General features: G+C 43.7%; 15 protein-coding genes and 1 pseudogene. 7 read left to right on the top strand and 9 right to left on the bottom strand.

Annotated features, from left to right (window positions below):
- Nucleotides 1-122 precede the first annotated feature (122 nt).
- The 3 genes from QH73_RS25360 to QH73_RS25350 all read right to left on the bottom strand — a co-directional run bounded on the left by QH73_RS25360 (nt 123) and on the right by QH73_RS25350 (nt 2,753).
- A complete protein-coding gene (locus tag QH73_RS25360; RefSeq protein ID WP_039717727.1) occupies nt 123-1,151 on the bottom strand; it encodes a zinc-dependent alcohol dehydrogenase in 1,029 nt (342 codons plus the stop codon).
- Nucleotides 1,152-1,460: 309 nt separating this feature from the next.
- A complete protein-coding gene (locus tag QH73_RS25355; RefSeq protein ID WP_132867541.1) occupies nt 1,461-1,649 on the bottom strand; it encodes a hypothetical protein in 189 nt (62 codons plus the stop codon).
- Nucleotides 1,650-1,682: 33 nt separating this feature from the next.
- On the bottom strand, nt 1,683-2,753 hold the full coding sequence (locus QH73_RS25350; RefSeq protein ID WP_039716903.1) for a glycosyltransferase family 4 protein: 1,071 nt from the start codon (nt 2,751-2,753) through the stop codon (nt 1,683-1,685).
- Between the two features lie 341 nt (nt 2,754-3,094).
- Here QH73_RS25350 and QH73_RS25345 point away from each other — a divergent pair, with 341 nt between their 5' ends.
- Complete coding sequence (locus tag QH73_RS25345; protein WP_199197183.1) at nt 3,095-3,514, top strand: hypothetical protein; 420 nt, start codon at nt 3,095-3,097, stop codon at nt 3,512-3,514.
- Nucleotides 3,515-3,646: 132 nt separating this feature from the next.
- Here QH73_RS25345 and hemW read toward each other — a convergent pair whose 3' ends face one another.
- On the bottom strand, nt 3,647-4,951 hold the full coding sequence (gene hemW / locus QH73_RS25340; RefSeq protein ID WP_374189071.1) for a radical SAM family heme chaperone HemW: 1,305 nt from the start codon (nt 4,949-4,951) through the stop codon (nt 3,647-3,649).
- Nucleotides 4,952-5,742: 791 nt separating this feature from the next.
- Here hemW and QH73_RS25335 point away from each other — a divergent pair.
- The 5 genes from QH73_RS25335 (at nt 5,743) to QH73_RS25315 (ending at nt 10,961) form a co-directional block, all read left to right on the top strand.
- Complete coding sequence (locus QH73_RS25335; protein WP_039716902.1) at nt 5,743-6,822, top strand: PIN/TRAM domain-containing protein; 1,080 nt, start codon at nt 5,743-5,745, stop codon at nt 6,820-6,822.
- Nucleotides 6,822-7,034, top strand: coding sequence for a DUF8622 domain-containing protein (locus QH73_RS25330; protein ID WP_236147177.1), 213 nt, complete (start codon nt 6,822-6,824; stop codon nt 7,032-7,034). The genes QH73_RS25335 and QH73_RS25330 overlap by 1 nt, the downstream gene beginning before the upstream one ends.
- 136 nt (nt 7,035-7,170) lie before the next feature.
- Entirely contained in the window at nt 7,171-8,769 is a 1,599-nt protein-coding gene (locus QH73_RS25325; protein WP_039716901.1) for an FAD-dependent oxidoreductase, read from the top strand.
- 27 nt (nt 8,770-8,796) lie between these two features.
- Nucleotides 8,797-10,128 carry an MFS transporter gene (locus QH73_RS25320; protein WP_236147176.1) on the top strand — a complete coding sequence of 444 codons (1,332 nt, stop codon included), beginning with the start codon at nt 8,797-8,799 and terminating at the stop codon, nt 10,126-10,128.
- Nucleotides 10,129-10,244: 116 nt separating this feature from the next.
- A complete protein-coding gene (locus QH73_RS25315) occupies nt 10,245-10,961 on the top strand; it encodes a class I SAM-dependent methyltransferase (protein WP_039716900.1) in 717 nt (238 codons plus the stop codon).
- Nucleotides 10,962-11,015: 54 nt separating this feature from the next.
- Here the strand turns inward: QH73_RS25315 and QH73_RS25310 are convergent, their stop codons facing one another.
- Both QH73_RS25310 and QH73_RS25305 read right to left on the bottom strand, forming a co-directional pair.
- Nucleotides 11,016-12,107: an iron-containing redox enzyme family protein gene (locus QH73_RS25310; protein WP_039716899.1), complete on the bottom strand. Its 1,092-nt coding sequence runs from the start codon at nt 12,105-12,107 to the stop codon at nt 11,016-11,018.
- Nucleotides 12,108-12,241: 134 nt separating this feature from the next.
- Nucleotides 12,242-12,994 carry a class I SAM-dependent methyltransferase gene (locus QH73_RS25305; RefSeq protein ID WP_039716898.1) on the bottom strand — a complete coding sequence of 251 codons (753 nt, stop codon included), beginning with the start codon at nt 12,992-12,994 and terminating at the stop codon, nt 12,242-12,244.
- A 314-nt stretch (nt 12,995-13,308) separates the two neighbouring features.
- Between QH73_RS25305 and QH73_RS25300 the strand changes: the two genes are divergently transcribed.
- Nucleotides 13,309-14,652 (top strand): glycosyltransferase family 2 protein, encoded by a 1,344-nt coding sequence (locus tag QH73_RS25300; protein ID WP_039716897.1) that lies wholly within the window; start codon nt 13,309-13,311, stop codon nt 14,650-14,652.
- A gap of 130 nt (nt 14,653-14,782) precedes the next feature.
- Here QH73_RS25300 and arsM read toward each other — a convergent pair whose 3' ends face one another.
- The 3 genes and pseudogenes from arsM to QH73_RS25285 all read right to left on the bottom strand — a co-directional run.
- A complete protein-coding gene (gene arsM, locus QH73_RS25295) occupies nt 14,783-15,586 on the bottom strand; it encodes an arsenite methyltransferase (protein ID WP_039716896.1) in 804 nt (267 codons plus the stop codon).
- Nucleotides 15,587-15,629: 43 nt separating this feature from the next.
- A complete protein-coding gene (arsC, locus tag QH73_RS25290) occupies nt 15,630-16,043 on the bottom strand; it encodes an arsenate reductase, glutathione/glutaredoxin type (protein ID WP_201278349.1) in 414 nt (137 codons plus the stop codon).
- 68 nt (nt 16,044-16,111) lie between these two features.
- A pseudogene (locus tag QH73_RS25285) lies at nt 16,112-16,375 on the bottom strand (arsenic resistance protein); the annotation flags it as partial.
- Between the last annotated feature and the right edge of the window lie 95 nt (nt 16,376-16,470).

Genomic DNA, 16,470 nt, shown 5'->3' with positions numbered 1-16,470 from the left:
AACTTGATTCCTATTTCTTAGGATGCCCAAAATCAGTGGTCAGTTATCAGTGACTAGTGACTCGTGACTGGTGACTAGAAAGGAGTCAAGCCACTAGCCACCAGCCACTAGCCGCTCACGACTCACTTAGGATAAATTGCAACTTTGATAACTTGCCGTTGCTGCATCTCGTGAAATACTTGTTCTAGGTCTTGTAGCGGACGGCGATCGCTAATGAGTAACTCGAAGGGAATTTCTTGACGGGCGAGTAAGGCTAAGGCGGTGCAGACGTGTTTTGGCGTGTTGTGAAATACGCCTTTCAGTGTAAGTTCGCTGTAGTGCAGTTGTTCTGTATCTACAGTAATTTTGGTATCTCTGGGACAACCCCCGAAAAGATTGACTGTCGCCCCAGGTCTAGCGCAGGCGATCGCAGTTTCCCAAACGCTGGGGATTCCGGTAGCTTCTATAACGACATCTGCGCCCCATCCATCTGTGTGTGCTTTGACTACGGCGGGAAGATCTGCTAGTTGACGGTAGTTGTAAGTTTGGGCTGCACCGAACTTTTCCCCGATTTGCAATCGGCGATCGCGTCCGCCAACTAACATGACCTGTACCGATTGCTGGGCTAATACGGCAACAAACATCAACCCAATTGCCCCATCGCCCAACACGACGACGCGATCGCCTACTTTTACATTCGACCTAGCGACTCCGTGCAGCACGCAAGCCAGAGGTTCGGTTAGCGCTGCTAATTCATCCGTTAAGGTAGGGGGGATTGCTAAAAGATTATGTTCGACAATTGGAGCAGGAATTTTTAGGTATTGCGCAAATGTACCGTTATTCCAAGTTAAGTTGAGACACAGGGAATATTCTTGCCGTTGACAGAAGAAGCATTTCATGCATGGAGCGGAATTATTCGCAACAACGCGATCGCCCACTTGCCAATTCTTGACCTCTGCACCCACTGCGACAATTCTTCCAGCTGCTTCATGTCCAAACAGAGTTGGCGGTTTGAGCATTTTGGCATGTCCGCCCCGTCGCCATACCTTGAGGTCTGTCCCGCAGGTCATTGCTGCTGTGACTTCTAATATGACCTCTCCCGTTCCTGGGTTAGGTTCGGCGACTTGTTCCAAACGCAAGTCTTCTCGACCATATAGCACCGCAGCTAGCATTTTTTCTTGCTTTGTAACTTCTGCGGTTGATTGTAGCAGGTCAATTGCATCTGGCAACTGTAAGTCGCACGCCAGTTGCTTCAACGGGGGGAACCCCACGCCAGTCGCCTCAACGGGGGGAACCCCCGCACGGCGCTGGCTCCACAACGCACTGGCTCGACTACACAGAAGCGGGCGGTTGGGCAACGGGTTGCCCAACATTAGCCGCGTACAAAACCCGCCTGCGCGGGTTAAGAGATTAACGTTTACTGTCAGTCCTCGCAGGCGGACTTGGTTTGTATAGCGGCGATTTCTAATCGCCCAGGCTTTTTATGCTTTGACCGAAGGTTGACCGAGGGCGATCGCCTCAGAAATACTAGTCTCTACGGGAGTTCGTTCGATCCCCAAAATGGGGATTTCTTGCCGACAGTGAGTGCAAAACCAGTAAACTTTCCCATGTCGAATATGTCGCAATACAGCATTATCGCAACACGGACAAGTTTGGATTTTCCTAATCATACTTGGTTATCTCCATATTAAAAAGAAAAATCTTTATGAAAGAGCAAGATTCTGAGAGAGAATGCGTCCATTTTGAGCAATGCGGTTAGCAAGTAATTCTTGATAAGCTGCTTCGTACCCATCTACCATTTGCGCAATCCCAAAGTGCTGCTCCACATATTCTCGGCAAGTCTGACGGTTGAGTTCTAAAGCTTGCGGTACGGTAGCAACCATTTCTGCAATGGTGTTACAAATAAATCCAGACTTCCCAGGAGAAATGACCTCTGGTACAGAACCTCTATTCAGACCGATGACTGGCGTGCCTGTTGCCATCGACTCTACCATGACTAAGCCAAATGGTTCGTCCCAGGTAATCGGAAATAGAGTTACAGATGCATTGCCAAGTAATTCGATTTTTTGAGCGCGATTGACTTCCCCAATATATTCAATTTGCTTACCATCAACTTGTGGTGCAATTTCTCGTTCAAAAAAGGAGCGATCGCTAGCATCAATTTTGCCTGCAATCTTCAGCGGTAAACCTGTCTGCTTGGCAACTGCGATCGCGTGATGCGGTCCTTTTTCTGGTGACAGTCGCCCTAGAAAAGCAAGGTAAGGCGGTTCTTGGGGTTGGGCAAAGAAAGAATACTTTTCGACATCAATCCCGTTATATACAGTTCGCAAATAATTGAGATCTAATTGCCTTTGGGCATTGCTAATGCTGATATAGGGTTGTTGATGATGTAGCTGAAAGAGTTTGCTATTTTCTGGCGTAAAGTTACCGTGTAGCGTGTGGATAGTTGGTGTTTTGACTCGGGAAGCAATTGCCAATACTGCCAAGCCTATGTGAGAGTGGATCAGATCGAATTCTGCCGCTCTTTCATAAACTTGACTGATTTCCAACATTTCATAGACTGTATAGTCTTTAATTTCTGGATCTAAACGGATAGCACGAGGACATACTGCTTCTAAGCGAGCCAAAGTTTGAGAGTCGCCAGAAGCAAATAATGTCACCTCATGACCGCGACGTACTAATTCGTCAGTCAACTGACTCACGACTAATTCTGTACCCCCGTAGGTAAGGGGTGGTACTCTCTCCCACAAAGGCGCAACTTGAGCAATTTTCATAGTTAATTGCGATCGCTGAGTAGTAAGATAGAAAAAAGTGGTATGGAATAATGAATTTTCCAGCCAACGCAAGTATTAATACTTGGCATGGTTAGTTTTTACATACCATGAAAAACGGAATGCGAACAACCAAACTGGGCTTGTTTTTTGGTAAAGTTCACTACAAGTCTAGGATTCTAATTTAAGTCTTACTAACGTGTAGAGCCATCTATCCACGGGATCATCTGTATGTCTACCTCACAGCAATTGTGGGTAGAGAGGATATCGTAATTTCACACCAAATTCGCTCTAAAAATCCCCCGCAATAGTTAAAATAAGCTACCTCTATTTAGAGCAAGACAGTGAGAAAAAAGTGGCGATCGCATCCAATTTTTGTATCTTTGTGCGTTTGTTTGGGATTTGCTACCGAAGCATGGGCAGATCAATGCGCTTACGTTAGTAAAGAACAAGCTTTAGCGGCAGTTTCTAGATTGCAAGTCGGTCAAACTATATATCAGTTATGCGAACCTTGTGGCGATCGCATTCCCAACCAAATCGCGATCCAAGATTTAGCAGCGGCAACGACAGGCAGTCAGGATTTCTGGGAGGTGAGAGTCAACGGCGCGAATGTTGACTTGGCATATATTTTTGTAGATAACGAAGCTGCCAATCAAAAAATCAACTTAGCTGTAGCAGTTGGCTGTCCGGCTAGAGATGTGAGTGTTGTCTTACCAGAAAAAAAACCCAGTCGTCGCCCCGCGCCGCAAAGGAGTGATTGGTAAGTCAGTTATCAGTTATCAGTTATCAGTTATCAGTTATCAGTTAACCGTCAACTGTTAACCATCAACCGTCAACCATCAACCGTCAACCATCAACCGTCAACCGTCAACCATCAACCACCAATTATCAATAACTCATCCCAACTTCTCAAACAAATCTGCTAAAACGACGTTGGAAAATAAAAATCCTTGCGGATCGGTTAACCGTAATCGCCAATCGCCTACGAGGTTCTCGCCGTAAAACATGTTGCCAATAACTTTGTTCCAGCCTTTTGCATAAAAAGGTTGGGCGATCGCCCCTGTCATTGCTATCCAGCCCTGATGCTGATACGGTTGCAAGCAAGTCCAAATTTGTTGTATTTTGTCATCTCCAAATTGAGATAATGTAGATAAACTGACTCCCTCTTGCAACCTTAAGCCCAACATCAAAATGTCTAGTAAAACTTCCTCCGGTGGAGTTTGAGGACAATCTAACACTCCTCCAGCAGCGATAAAATCTTCTACCCAGTCAGAGTATTCTTTTGTTTTACGGGGACGGGTAAATCTTTGATTATTGGTGTAGCTAGCTGCACCCATACCAAAACCGTAGTAGGGACGATTTTCCCAATAAGTTCGATTGTGATGACATTGATAGTTTGGCTGGGCGTAGTTGGAAATTTCGTAGTGTTCGTATCCAGCCTTTGTCAGAGTTTGCTGGGCAAGACAATACATTTGCACTGTCAGTTCGTCTGAAGGCAATGGACTTGCCCCCGATTGATAGTAGCGCCCGAAAACTGTTCCAGGCTCAATGGTTAAGTCGTAAATTGAAATATGATTGGGTGCGATCGCCACTGCTTTTAAGAGCGATTCTTGCCACTGTTCTAGGGTTTGGCGCGGTAATCCAGAAATCAGATCGATGCTGAAATTTGGTACTTGAGCCTGACGAAATAATTCTACAGCTTGCCAAATGTCATTCAGATCGTGCGATCGCCCGCAAGCTTGTAACAATTCTGGCTGAAATGCTTGTACGCCAAGACTGAATCGATTTACCCCAGCCGATATGTATTCTTGGAGTTGGGCGAGGGTAAACGTACCTGGATCGATCTCCATTGAAATTTCGGCTTGAGGAGAGATCCCAAATTGACGTTCGAGCTCTTCTATAATTTGCGCTAGCTGACTGCTCGATAATAATGAAGGCGTACCACCACCAAAAAAAATTGTTTCTAAAGGTTTTCCTAGAGCTGGTGTAGCGGCAATCTCTTGAGACAAAATCTGTACGTATTGAGAAATCGTGCCAGATGTCTCACCCCGCAAGCGATCCCCCACAACGGAAATTGGAAAATCGCAATAGTAGCAGCGCCGCCGACAGAATGGGATATGTATGTAAGCTGCACTGGGAATCCCTAAATGTGCTAATTCTAAAGTTAAGTTTCGTGGAGTCAGATTTAATCTGGTAGTCACGGTAAAAAGTGGCGATCGCAAAACAACAGGAATGAATAAATTCTTTTGATTCTGATAGTGTCTTTTTGCTTTACTACTTGGCTTCGCTAGTAAAAATCATACCAAAAATGGGTAGCTCTATATACTAAATCTTTATAGTTTTTAGGGCAAAAGAACTCGAATCGCAGCTAGAATCTTGTCTTTAGAGATATCTAAGAATTCGTATTTCTGTTACTCAGACTGAACTAAAGTTTCGGTAATATTACCCTTGAGACTGAAAGTGGGGATCGATAACTTGAGATTTGTCAATGATTGTTTAATAAAGTTTATGAAAATTGATTTGGAAACTCGATGCGATCTGCTAACAAAAACATTGCCTTAATTAACTCTTAACTGATTTCGCTTCCTGTCTCAAGCAGGATAAAATTTGGTTTATGAACAATTGAAAGTTTACAAAAGAAAATAGGAGAGAAGGAGATAGAAGAATGAAGTTAAAAACTATAGTTATATATTTGAAGCTTGGTAATCCAAAAATAATTATGCCAAAAGAAAGAGAACCACAGATATTGGGAAAGAAAAAAATAGACCTGAACTGCGTTTTCGCTCCATTCTGTTTCCTGTCTCCTTCTAAACAAACTATTTTTTAACAATCTTCTTGTTAAGAGTAGTATTAACCGTCGCGATCGGACAGCACCTCATAACCTCAAGGTTATATCATAGAGCCAGTATCGATAAATTGCTGATTCTCATACCAACCCAGACAGGGGAATCCAAGCAATGGAGTATAACCCCAATTCAATTGGACTTAACCAATGCTGGACGCAATCATAATTATTACATTCATCATAGCAGGAGCCGGAATCGGCTTCTACAGCATAGAGCTGTTGCCAGAAACCGTGCAGCGGCAAGTTACCAATCTCGATGCGCTACGATTAGTCATCGCTGTTTTTGCGGCAATGATCGGTGGTGGAGTTGGACTGAGTTTTCAAACGACCTATCGCCGTCTCGAAACCAAAGTTCGAGAGATGCCAGTTGACGTTTTATTGACACGCGCAATTGGCATGGTGCTGGGGCTATTAATCGCCAACTTAATGCTAGCCCCCCTCTTTCTGCTACCGATTCCGCAGGATTTTAGCTTTATCAAGCCCCTAGTCGCGGTTTTAGGTAGCATCCTTTTCGCTTTTACAGGTATCAATCTGGCTGACACCCACGGACGGACATTTTTGAGGCTGATCAATCCCAATTCAGTTGAGACGATGTTAGTCGCAGAGGGAACGCTAAAACCTGCGGCAACTAAGGTTTTAGATACGAGTTGTATTATCGACGGTCGAATCGAAACGCTGCTAGCTACCGGATTTCTAGAAGGACAAATTCTCGTGCCGCAGTTCGTCATCCAAGAATTGCAGCAACTAGCAGACGGGGCAAAGGATCTCAAACGATTGCGGGGTAGGAGGGGGTTAGAAATCCTCAACCGCATCCAAGCAAGTTATCCAGAACGCATTGCCATTCATTCGACTGACTACGAAGATGTCCCTACAGTAGATGCTAAGTTAGTCCGGTTCGTGCAAGAGATCAACGGTACTCTTTTAACCAACGACTACAACTTGTCTCAGGTAGCGAGTCTACAAAAAATCCCCGTGTTGAATCTCAACGATCTGGTACAGTCCCTACGCCCCAGTTACCTGCCAGGAGACAATATTGACTTGAAGATTCTCAAGGAAGGCAAAGAACCCAGTCAAGGCATAGGCTACCTAGAGGATGGAACGATGGTAGTTGTTGAGGATGGTAGTAGCTATATTGGTGGCGAATTGCGCGTTGTTGTAACGAGTGCTTTACAAACCTCAGCAGGAAGAATGATCTTCGCCAAACCACAAGCATCAGCTTATGCTTAATGGTTATAGGAAGTAAAACGGGGCATATGGGGCGCAAGCTTCGGACAAAACTTTGCGATCGGTGTGGGCAACCCGCACCGATTTTGTTTCGCGTACAATACGACGAGTCGGCAACGTGGGTTTTCGTGTGTGAGAGTTGTTGGGCTAGTGTAAGTGAAGATAACCCTTTTTACCGCTATGGTGGCACTTGGAAAGCACGGAAAAATCAGTGAAAAGTTATCAGTTATCAGTTATCTGTCACCACGCACCACTTCATCCTTTGGGGGGTGTAAATGTGGGGCGATCGCTCGATAGTCTACAGTAGGGCTGCGATCGCCCTATCTGACTAAATTCTATTTTTGTGTAACTATGCCGCAGCTGGAAGCTGTCGTTGCTGGTGTCAACGATTTGCAAAATGGGGAAATGCGACAAGTCTCTGTGGGTGAGACTGATGTGTTACTGGTGCGTCTAGCAGATAAGTATTACGCGCTGGGGGCATATTGTACCCATTACCAAGCACCGCTAGCAGAAGGGGTATTGTGCGAAAACCATGTTGTTTGTCCCTGGCACAATGCCTATTTTGATTTGACGACAGGCGAACAGCAAGAACCTCCAGGCTTGGATTCTCTACAAAAATATAAAGTAAAAATAGAAGGCGATCGCATTATTGTTAGTATTCCAGAAAATGCTGCTGGGCGCAGGCAGCCGAATATGGCTGAGTATAACCCTGAAGATAAACGCACGTTTGTCATCTTAGGCGCAGGGGCAGCAGGGGCGCACGCCGCCGAGACGTTAAGAGTAGCGGGTTATCAGGGACGGATCGTGATGGTGACGCAGGATGACCGATTACCATACGATCGCACTTGGTTGAGTAAAGATTACTTGACGGGTAAAGTAACTCAAGATGACATGCCACTGCGATCGGCTCAATTTTACCAAGACTGCCAGATTGAAGTTTGGCTGAACAAACAGGTGGTGCAAGTTGATGTCAATAGTCAGTTAATTTCTTTTGCCAGTGGCGATCCGCTGCAATATGATGCCTTACTATTAGCCACAGGTGGTAAGCCACGCCAACTCAACGTTCCTGGTAGCGACTTGCAAAATATTTTTACGGTTCGTAGCTTTGCCGATACCGATCGCATTTTAGCGGTAGCAGGTGATGCTAAACGTGCTGTGGTTATTGGTTCTAGTTTTATTGGCATGGAAGCCGCTTCTGGATTGACTCAACAGGGTTTGGAGGTGACGGTAGTATCCCCCTCTACGTTGCCTTTTGAGAAGATTCTAGGGGCGGAAATTGGCAAAGTATTTCAACAAGTTCATGAAGAAAATGGCGTGAAGTTCCATCTGGGGAGAAAAGCGACTCAGATTGAAGGCAATGGCAAAGTTGAAGCTGTAGTGTTAGATAATGGCGATCGCTTGGATGCCGATTTGGTAGTGGTAGGAATTGGCGTTCAACCTGCAACTGAATTTTTGCAAGGGTTGGAGTTACACCCAAAAGATGGTAGCGTCCAAGTCAATGAGTATTTACAAGCTGCTGATGGCGTTTATGCTGCGGGGGACATTGCCAGATATCCAGATTGGCGAACGGGAGAACCCACGCGAATCGAACACTGGCGGGTTGCGGCACAACACGGACGCATTGCTGCGTATAATATGGCGGGACAGCAGGTAAAGTATCGTGGCGTACCGATTTTTTGGACGATGCAATTTCAATTTCCCCTCCGTTATGTCGGGCACGCCGAACAGTGGGATGAAATTATTTTTCAGGGTGACTTACAACAGCGAGAGTTTATGGCATTTTACGTCCAAGGCGATCGCGTTTTGGCTGCTGCGGCTAGTCAAAGGGATACGGAGGCTGCTGCCATTGTAGAATTAATGCGCTTGGATCGAATGCCTGCGCCAGATGAATTACGCCGTCCCGATGTAGATTTAGTGGGGATGTTGAAATTGCAGGGTTTGACTTTATAACTTTTAACTTGTGACTTGCTTATAGGGATGAAAAGTTCTTCCCCCGACTCTCCTGTACGGGCGCACAGCGGTGCGCCCCTACCGACTCCCGACTCCCGTTTTCATAGTCGAGTTTTCCCTTGGCTGTTTGTCCCGACGCTATATTTTGCTGAGGGTGTTCCTTACGTCATCATTAACAATGTTTCTGTAATTTTCTACAAGCAATTAGGTGTAGATAATACCCAAATTGCTTTTTGGACGAGTTTTTTGTACTTGCCTTGGGTATTAAAGATGTTTTGGGGACCAATTGTAGATGGTTACGCCACGAAAAGAAAGTGGACGATCTCTACTCAATTGGGTATAACTCTCTGTTTATTAAGTTTAGCTTACTCGTTTCAAGTTTCCAACTTCTTTTTATTTTCTCTAATAATTTTAGGAATTGGAGCGTTTATTTCAGCTACCCACGATATTGCTGCTGACGGTTTTTACATGTTAGCCCTCGAACGAGATGCACAAGCATTTTTTGTTGGTATTCGCTCGACATTTTACAGATTTGCCTCAATTTTCGCTTCTGGAATTGTTGTCTTTTTAGCAGGACAATTAGAAATACATTTGGAAGATATTGCTTTAAGTTGGACGATCGCGATCGCCATTTCAGCCTTGATTTTTGCGGCGATCGTTATTTTTCACTGGTTTCTTTTACCTATCCCTACTAATGATATAGAACAAAAAGTATCGGTCAAGGCAATTTTTAGCTTTTACAATCAAGCTGTGTGGTCTTACTTCAGTCAAACAAAAATTCTGGCAGTTCTTGCTTTTATTCTACTTTACAGATTTGGTGAGGGAATGTTGGTGAAAATATCTGCCCCTTTTTTGTTGGATGAAACCGCAGTTGGAGGGCTAGGGCTTTCTACTTCAGATGTAGGATTAGCTTACGGAACTATAGGAACTTTTGCTTTAGTGTTAGGTGGAATAATTGGTGGCGGATTAATTGCTGAATTTGAGCTGAAAAAAATAATTTGGTGGATGGCGATCGCTCTGAATTTACCTAATTTATTTTATGTTTATATGGCTTACACTCAGCCTTCAATTCAATTAGTTTATTTATTAGTAGCTATAGAACAATTTGGTTATGGATTGGGAATGGCAGCCTATAGCGTTTATTTAATTTATATTGCCAAGGAAGAATACAAAACCTCTCATTTTGCTATTTCTACAGGTATCATGGCTTTAGGAATGATGCTACCTGGATTCATCAGCGGCTATCTTCAACAAGTTTTAGGCTATCCCATGTTTTTTATTTTGGTCTGCTTGCTAGCGATCCCAGGAATATTCACCCTTTATTTTATTCCTCTAGATTTAGAGAATTGTGATAAATAATACTAAAAAAGATCGCTCTAAAAATAAACTAGCGAGTTGAGCTATAACTCTTGAGATGGATGTTGATAAAAATGTTCGTACATTACTGTTTTTATAGTCATCTTGTATAGAGTTACATGCTTACCTCACCTCAACCCTTACAAAATATTTTCTTTTGCCCAGAAGAATCTAATTTTTATTCACATTGTATAGAAACTTTAGTTTTAAAAAATTGTTCTAATTCAGAATCAATTACAGAATTTGGTTCTGGCGATGGTAGTCCTGTAATTCAGTCACTACTAAGAACAAAGTTCAACGGAATCGTACATGGATTTGAGTTAAATAATCTAGCTTGTCAAGAGGCAAATTCAAAGGTTGAAGCATACGAACTCAGTGACAAGTATAAAGTAGATAATCGCTGCTTTTTTGATGCTACTAAACCACATGCTAAATATCTGATTTCAAACCCACCTTATCTACCAGCACTGGATAACAAGCTTTTGCAGCCTTTATTACATGGTGGTATAGATGGAATTACCATCACTCAAAAGCTTTTGACGTTAAATTACGAAAATGTCCTGGTTATGGTTTCTAGTTATTCCGATCCAGTCGGATTAATTAACTACGCGATCGCCCAAGGATACTCTGTTAGCAATTTCATGATTTCACCTCTAAAGTTTGGCTATTATAGCTCCGAGCAAAAAGTTAAAAACCGAATTCAAGAGCTACAAAAGGATAACAGAGCGTTTTGTTCGGGAAATATCTATCTTCTAGCGGGTGTTTTATTTACCAAAAAACGTGGTTGCAAAGTCGATTTATCTACAGAATTTTCTCGGTTGATGACTTGTTTGTAATCTCAGAGATCTTGAAGATCCCCCCAACCCCCCTTAAAAAGGGGGGCTTTTTTATCATCCCATTTGCTCTGCTTCCCGTACCGATCGCGCTACAGCTGCACCTGCGCGATCGCTCAAAAACTTTTGCTGGTCGTAGCCTAACACCATTTCCCAGGCATCATGAGGATATTGAGATATGAGTGGTAAGGCAACATCATCTAACATCCAGCGTCCGTGTAGTTCGTCTACCTTGATATGCAAATCCCAATAACTCATGGCGTTTGCTGATAGTCCCAGTCGTTCGCCAGCAGCTCGGTAGTTGCGAAACCCAGCTGGTACGGAAAGCTCTCCGTAAAGCAACCCACCAATGTAACGCAGGAAGTAACGCTTGCGCTCGGTGAGCAAGAAACTATGATTGATGCTTGCTAGCACCTCCCAAGGCACGAGATCGAAATATGCCTCTGGTTGAGTTTGCATTTCCACTGCTTCAAGCATCGTTGTAAAGTGGGAAGAGTGCTTGCGTCCCAAACGACCACCACCGTATTCTTCTACGAGCAATCGCGTCAACACCGAATGCACTTCATTTGCCACGCCTCCCAGAGTGCGGGATAGCTGGCTTGCTTCTACCAATCCATCTAGAGACGCGATCGCCAACAGACGACGGTAGCCTGCTTCACCGACGCGATCGCGAAAGTACCGAGCATCGTCAGACAATGGTGGTTCGAGATCGACAGCGACGCGATCGAGTAGTGCTTGTCTGATATCTATGCCTTGAAATGCAACGAGATCGAATTGGCTCAATTCCCACTGCTGCCAAACTGCCTCAATCCGATCGCGAATTTTGCTTAAGTAGGGCGATCGCTCGTTAGTATAGCGCCGCAAATCGTCATACCAGAATAGTTTTAGCCGATTGATGCGATAAAGTACGCGCTGGAGAAACAGATGTGCTGCATCATCACTAGATGCTTGCGAATAAGCCGCCTCAATTGCCGTTGCGATCGCTTTTTCAAACTCAGTCGCGATTTGAGGCTGTGCAGTCAGCTTTCGATCTAGATCTTCCATTTCTAGCAGTTGAATAAACTGCTGTGCCTGTTCGTAGTATTGAGTGGCTGTTAGCGTTGGCGTAATCTTTGGCTCAGCGCTTGAGGTTACGATGTCGCTGTGCATTTATCTGCTTCATCCTTGAGATAACTCTAATAATCTTCACTCATCGTTACTGCACGATACATCTACCATTGGTTATTTAATAAGTCGTAGGAGCGTACATCTGTGCGCCAGTACAAGAGTAGTGAAATAAGCAATTACCCATTACCATTAGCTGAAGCAATAAACGTCCAAGCCGCCATATACGTTCCAGCATAATTGTTGGCATAATCTGCATTGCTATCTGCCACAAACCAGTCAGGGGTTTGCTTCTGCTGCCGAACTTTTTCATCCAACCCGATTTGGAGAGAGATATTTTCGTAGACAATTTTTGCCTTTGCCGCACTTAGCATATCTTCTACTAACCTTTGCAACCATTCGGCTCGAACAAACAAATTGTGCGATGGATGGTTGCCATAGGCAAAAGGCACAATAATCACCAAATATCCCTTTTCGCTTGTCAACTGACTCAAACAAAATTGAATCAGGTCTCGATCGTCTTTTTTCTCTAAAGTTTCTTTATCAACATTGTGGAATAGTAGCCCAGCTAGTACTACTGCATCAAACTTCTTATTGTCTGAAGCAAGTTCCGGTAGTAATATTGATAAATCTTGGGCAATGAATTGCTTTTTAGGATATAGGCTTAAACATTGTTCGATCGCTGCTTCACTATGATCGACTCCAACATATTCACAACGCTCTGGTAAATATTTACTCAAAGCTGCGTTGCCACATCCCAAATCTAGTACGGAAAATGATTGTTGCTGAAAAGCCTCATTGAGGAACCAAACTGAAGGGGCATACCGCGTAGCATTTTCAGGAGCCTCAAAGTAAGAATAATAGTCATCTTGAAAGCGTTCTTCTTCAGAGGTTTTCCGGTCGGGTGGTAACTCTTCCCTCAATAATGCCATTGATACGCCCTAATTTACTTTAAACATTTATCTAGCAATTTATCAGTACGAAAAACATCCTATCCATCCTCAATTGGATAGATTAAGATATGTATTGAATATCACATGGACTTAAAGCTTTTATATTCAATATCTTCTGTTTTCATCTGCTTTTGCGTCATTTTTTAAGCAGATCTCGACTGAATAGCCTACGTGACTTTAACGTCATATCTAATTTAGGAGTTACTTTAATAGCGATAATCAGCCATTGGACAGATTTCATGTTCCTGATTTAAGTAGCAAAATTAACACGTAACAAAGTTTTACAAATCGTAATGAATTGGACTGACACGCCTCGGCGTGTTCTTTGGCATGGCAAAAAGAATTGGCGCGATCGCGAAGCATCATCCTATCAAAGTTGGTTATTCGAGCGATTTCATCAGCGTTTAGTTACAACTCTGCCACTATCCCAGTGCGAAGTTTGCGTTATCGTTCCCGTGCGTAATGAAGCCGATACTTTAGGAAGTACGCTCTTGGCTTTGTACCATCAGCTCGATTTAACTGGAAAGTCGCTCGATCGCAATCGCTATGAGATCGTTCTGCTGGCAAATAATTGCAGTGATGAATCAGCTGCGATCGCCCGCAATTTTGCGAATACTCATCCCGATCTGGTTCTACACGTAGTTGAAAAAACATTTCCTGCGGCTGAGGCTTATATCGGTCGAGTGCGTCAAGTCTTGATGGATGAAGCTTATCGTCGTCTGAGTTCTATTGGTGGTAAAAGACGAGTCATTGCCTCTACAGATGGAGATTCGCGGGTTACGCCGACTTGGATCGCTGCTATCTTAGACGAAATTGCCAACGGTGCTGACGCTGTAGGCGGACGAATTATTACAGATCGTGAAGGTCGCACGGCTTTAGATCCTTATACAAGAGCTTGTCATCTGCGCGAAGTCGGCTACCGCTTTCTGATTGCCGAGTTAGAAGCTTATCTAGAACCCGATCCAACCGATCTCATCCCCCGCCACTTTCAACACTACGGGGCGAGCCTTGCCGTCACAGTTGAGATGTATGCTCAAGCAGGAGGAATGCAACCAGTCCGCACTCCTGAAGATGTGGCGTTCTACCAAGCACTATTGCGAGTTAATGCTCGTTTTCGTCACAGTACCCGCGTGCGCGTCTTCACATCAGCTCGGACTACAGGACGCACAGATGTAGGATTGGCGAACCAACTGAGCAAATGGGTGGAAATGGGGCGATCGCAGCAACAATTTTTGGTAGAGTCGGCGGCTGAAGTAGAAGCTCGATTTGAGTGGCGACATCAGCTGAGAGTCCTGTGGTGGAGTTATCTTTATGACTACCAACCAACCCACAATGCGATCGCTCTGGTAGCAAATGCCTTGGGTGTGAACTGGCTATGGTTAATGTCAGAGTTAGCTCAATCTCAAACCTTCGGCTTACTTTGGGAAAAGGTAGAACAGCGTCAACAAGCAGAAGGAATCTGGAAGCAGCGTTGGCAACTCGTCCCAATTCAGGAAGCAATCTCAGCTTTGCGCATTCGGTTAGAGCAATTGCGCCACCAGCGAAGAAAGACAAAAGTTAAAAGTCAAAAGGCAAAAGTCAAAAAAGTAAATTTCAGCACGGATACCGCTTTTAGCTACTGCCATAGAACAAGTTAAATCTGAAACAGCCTCTCATTTCAGACTTGGGCTTGGGGAAATTTTCTTCACTGTAAGATAGAAAGCAGGTTTAGCTGAAACCTTTTTATTGAAACACTCATTTTTTAACTTTTAGCTTTTGACTTTTGAATTACTTATCTCCTTCTACGTAGACGCTGACAACATCATTTTGCCAAGCTGCATTAACACCTGATGCAGCAACAATTGCTTGCCCTATTGGATCTTTTGTTTCTGCATCTCCACAGCAAGAAGACGCTTGTCTGACTGTTACCTTGACATTTTGAAATCCAGCAGTTTCGACAATCTTTTGATATTCATCTACTAATAAAGCACCAGCTACACAACCAACATAAGCAGCAATATCTTGTCGCACTGACTCAGAAAGTTGCTGTTTGAGGGCTGTATCGAAAATGGCAATTCTGCCATTTGGTTTTAAAACTCGATAAATTTCTTGAAAGACTTTTGGCTTATCGGGAGATAGATTGATGACACAATTACTAATAACTACGTCTACAGTCTCGTCTGCTACGGGTAAGTTTTCAATTTCTCCCAATCGAAATTCTACATTTTGTACATTCGATTTTTGAGCGTTTTCTGTTGCTTTGACGATCATCTCTGGTGTCATATCTACACCGATCGCTTTGCCTGTAGCACCAACTTTCGTCGCAGCAATAAAACAATCAAAACCCGCACCCGAACCTAAATCGAGAACAATCTCACCTGGCTTGAGTTGCGCTAAATCGGTAGGATTACCACAACTCAGTCCTAAATTCGCCTCGGCTGGAATTATATTGAGTTCCGCTTCTGCATAACCTAAAGCAACCGCAAATTCTGTTGTGTCAGCGGTAGGAGTATCGCAGCCACAACCTGTTTGTTGTTGAGCAATCTTACCGTAAGCCGTTCTCACGTTTTGTTTTACTGCATTGCCGTCCATAGTTGTAATTTCCTCAATCGTTAGAAAGCTGAGTAGATTTTATTTAAATATTAGCTTTTTCATTGCTTAGAAATTGAATCAGATATTCAACCCTTTCTTTGATTTGCGATCGCACCTGTCGAAAAGTTTCTATCGATTGTCCCTCTGGATCTTCCAATTGCCAATCCTGAAAGTCTTCTCTTAATACCCAAGACTCAGGTAAGTTAACACCACAACCACATAAAGAAATGACAGCATCGTAATTTTCTGGGTTAAATTCGTTTAAGGATTTTGAAGTTTGATGGCTAATGTCTACTCCAACTTCTGACATCACTTCTACTGTCACCGGATCGACGTGACTCGCTTCTAACCCAGCACTGGTAACTTCAATTTTTCCTATTCCTAGTTTTCGTGCAAAACCCTCTGCCATTTGGGAACGGCGAGAATTCTTTTTACAGACAAAGATGACTCTTTTCATAAGTCAAAAGTTAAAAGTTAAAAGTCAAAAAAATAAGTTGACTGGAAGAGAATCTATCGAAATTTTTCTTACTTGAAAGCACTGACACAACGCGGATCGCGCAGGGAGGCTTTTTCTGGTTCGCGAGGAAACCAAGCTGCTGTACGCTTACAAATTTCTACTAGCATGAGCATGACTGGTACTTCGATTAAGACTCCCACCACAGTAGCCAAAGCAGCGCCAGAATTTAGACCAAATAACATCACCGCCGTAGCGATCGCCACTTCAAAATGATTGCTGGCTCCGATCAACGCCGCAGGTGCAGCATCTTCATAAGCAAGTTTGAGTTTTAGAGGATGTTTGAAAAGTTTTGAAGGGTGAGATTTTATGCCAGCCGCCTAACCATGATACGGATCATGGCAAGGTAGATAAAAGTCTCGGAGGTTTG

This window comes from Scytonema millei VB511283 (assembly GCF_000817735.3).
Lineage (GTDB): Bacteria > Cyanobacteriota > Cyanobacteriia > Cyanobacteriales > Chroococcidiopsidaceae > Chroococcidiopsis > Chroococcidiopsis millei_B.
Note: the sequence above shows the minus strand (reverse complement) of the source record. Positions and strands in the feature narration are given on the sequence as shown.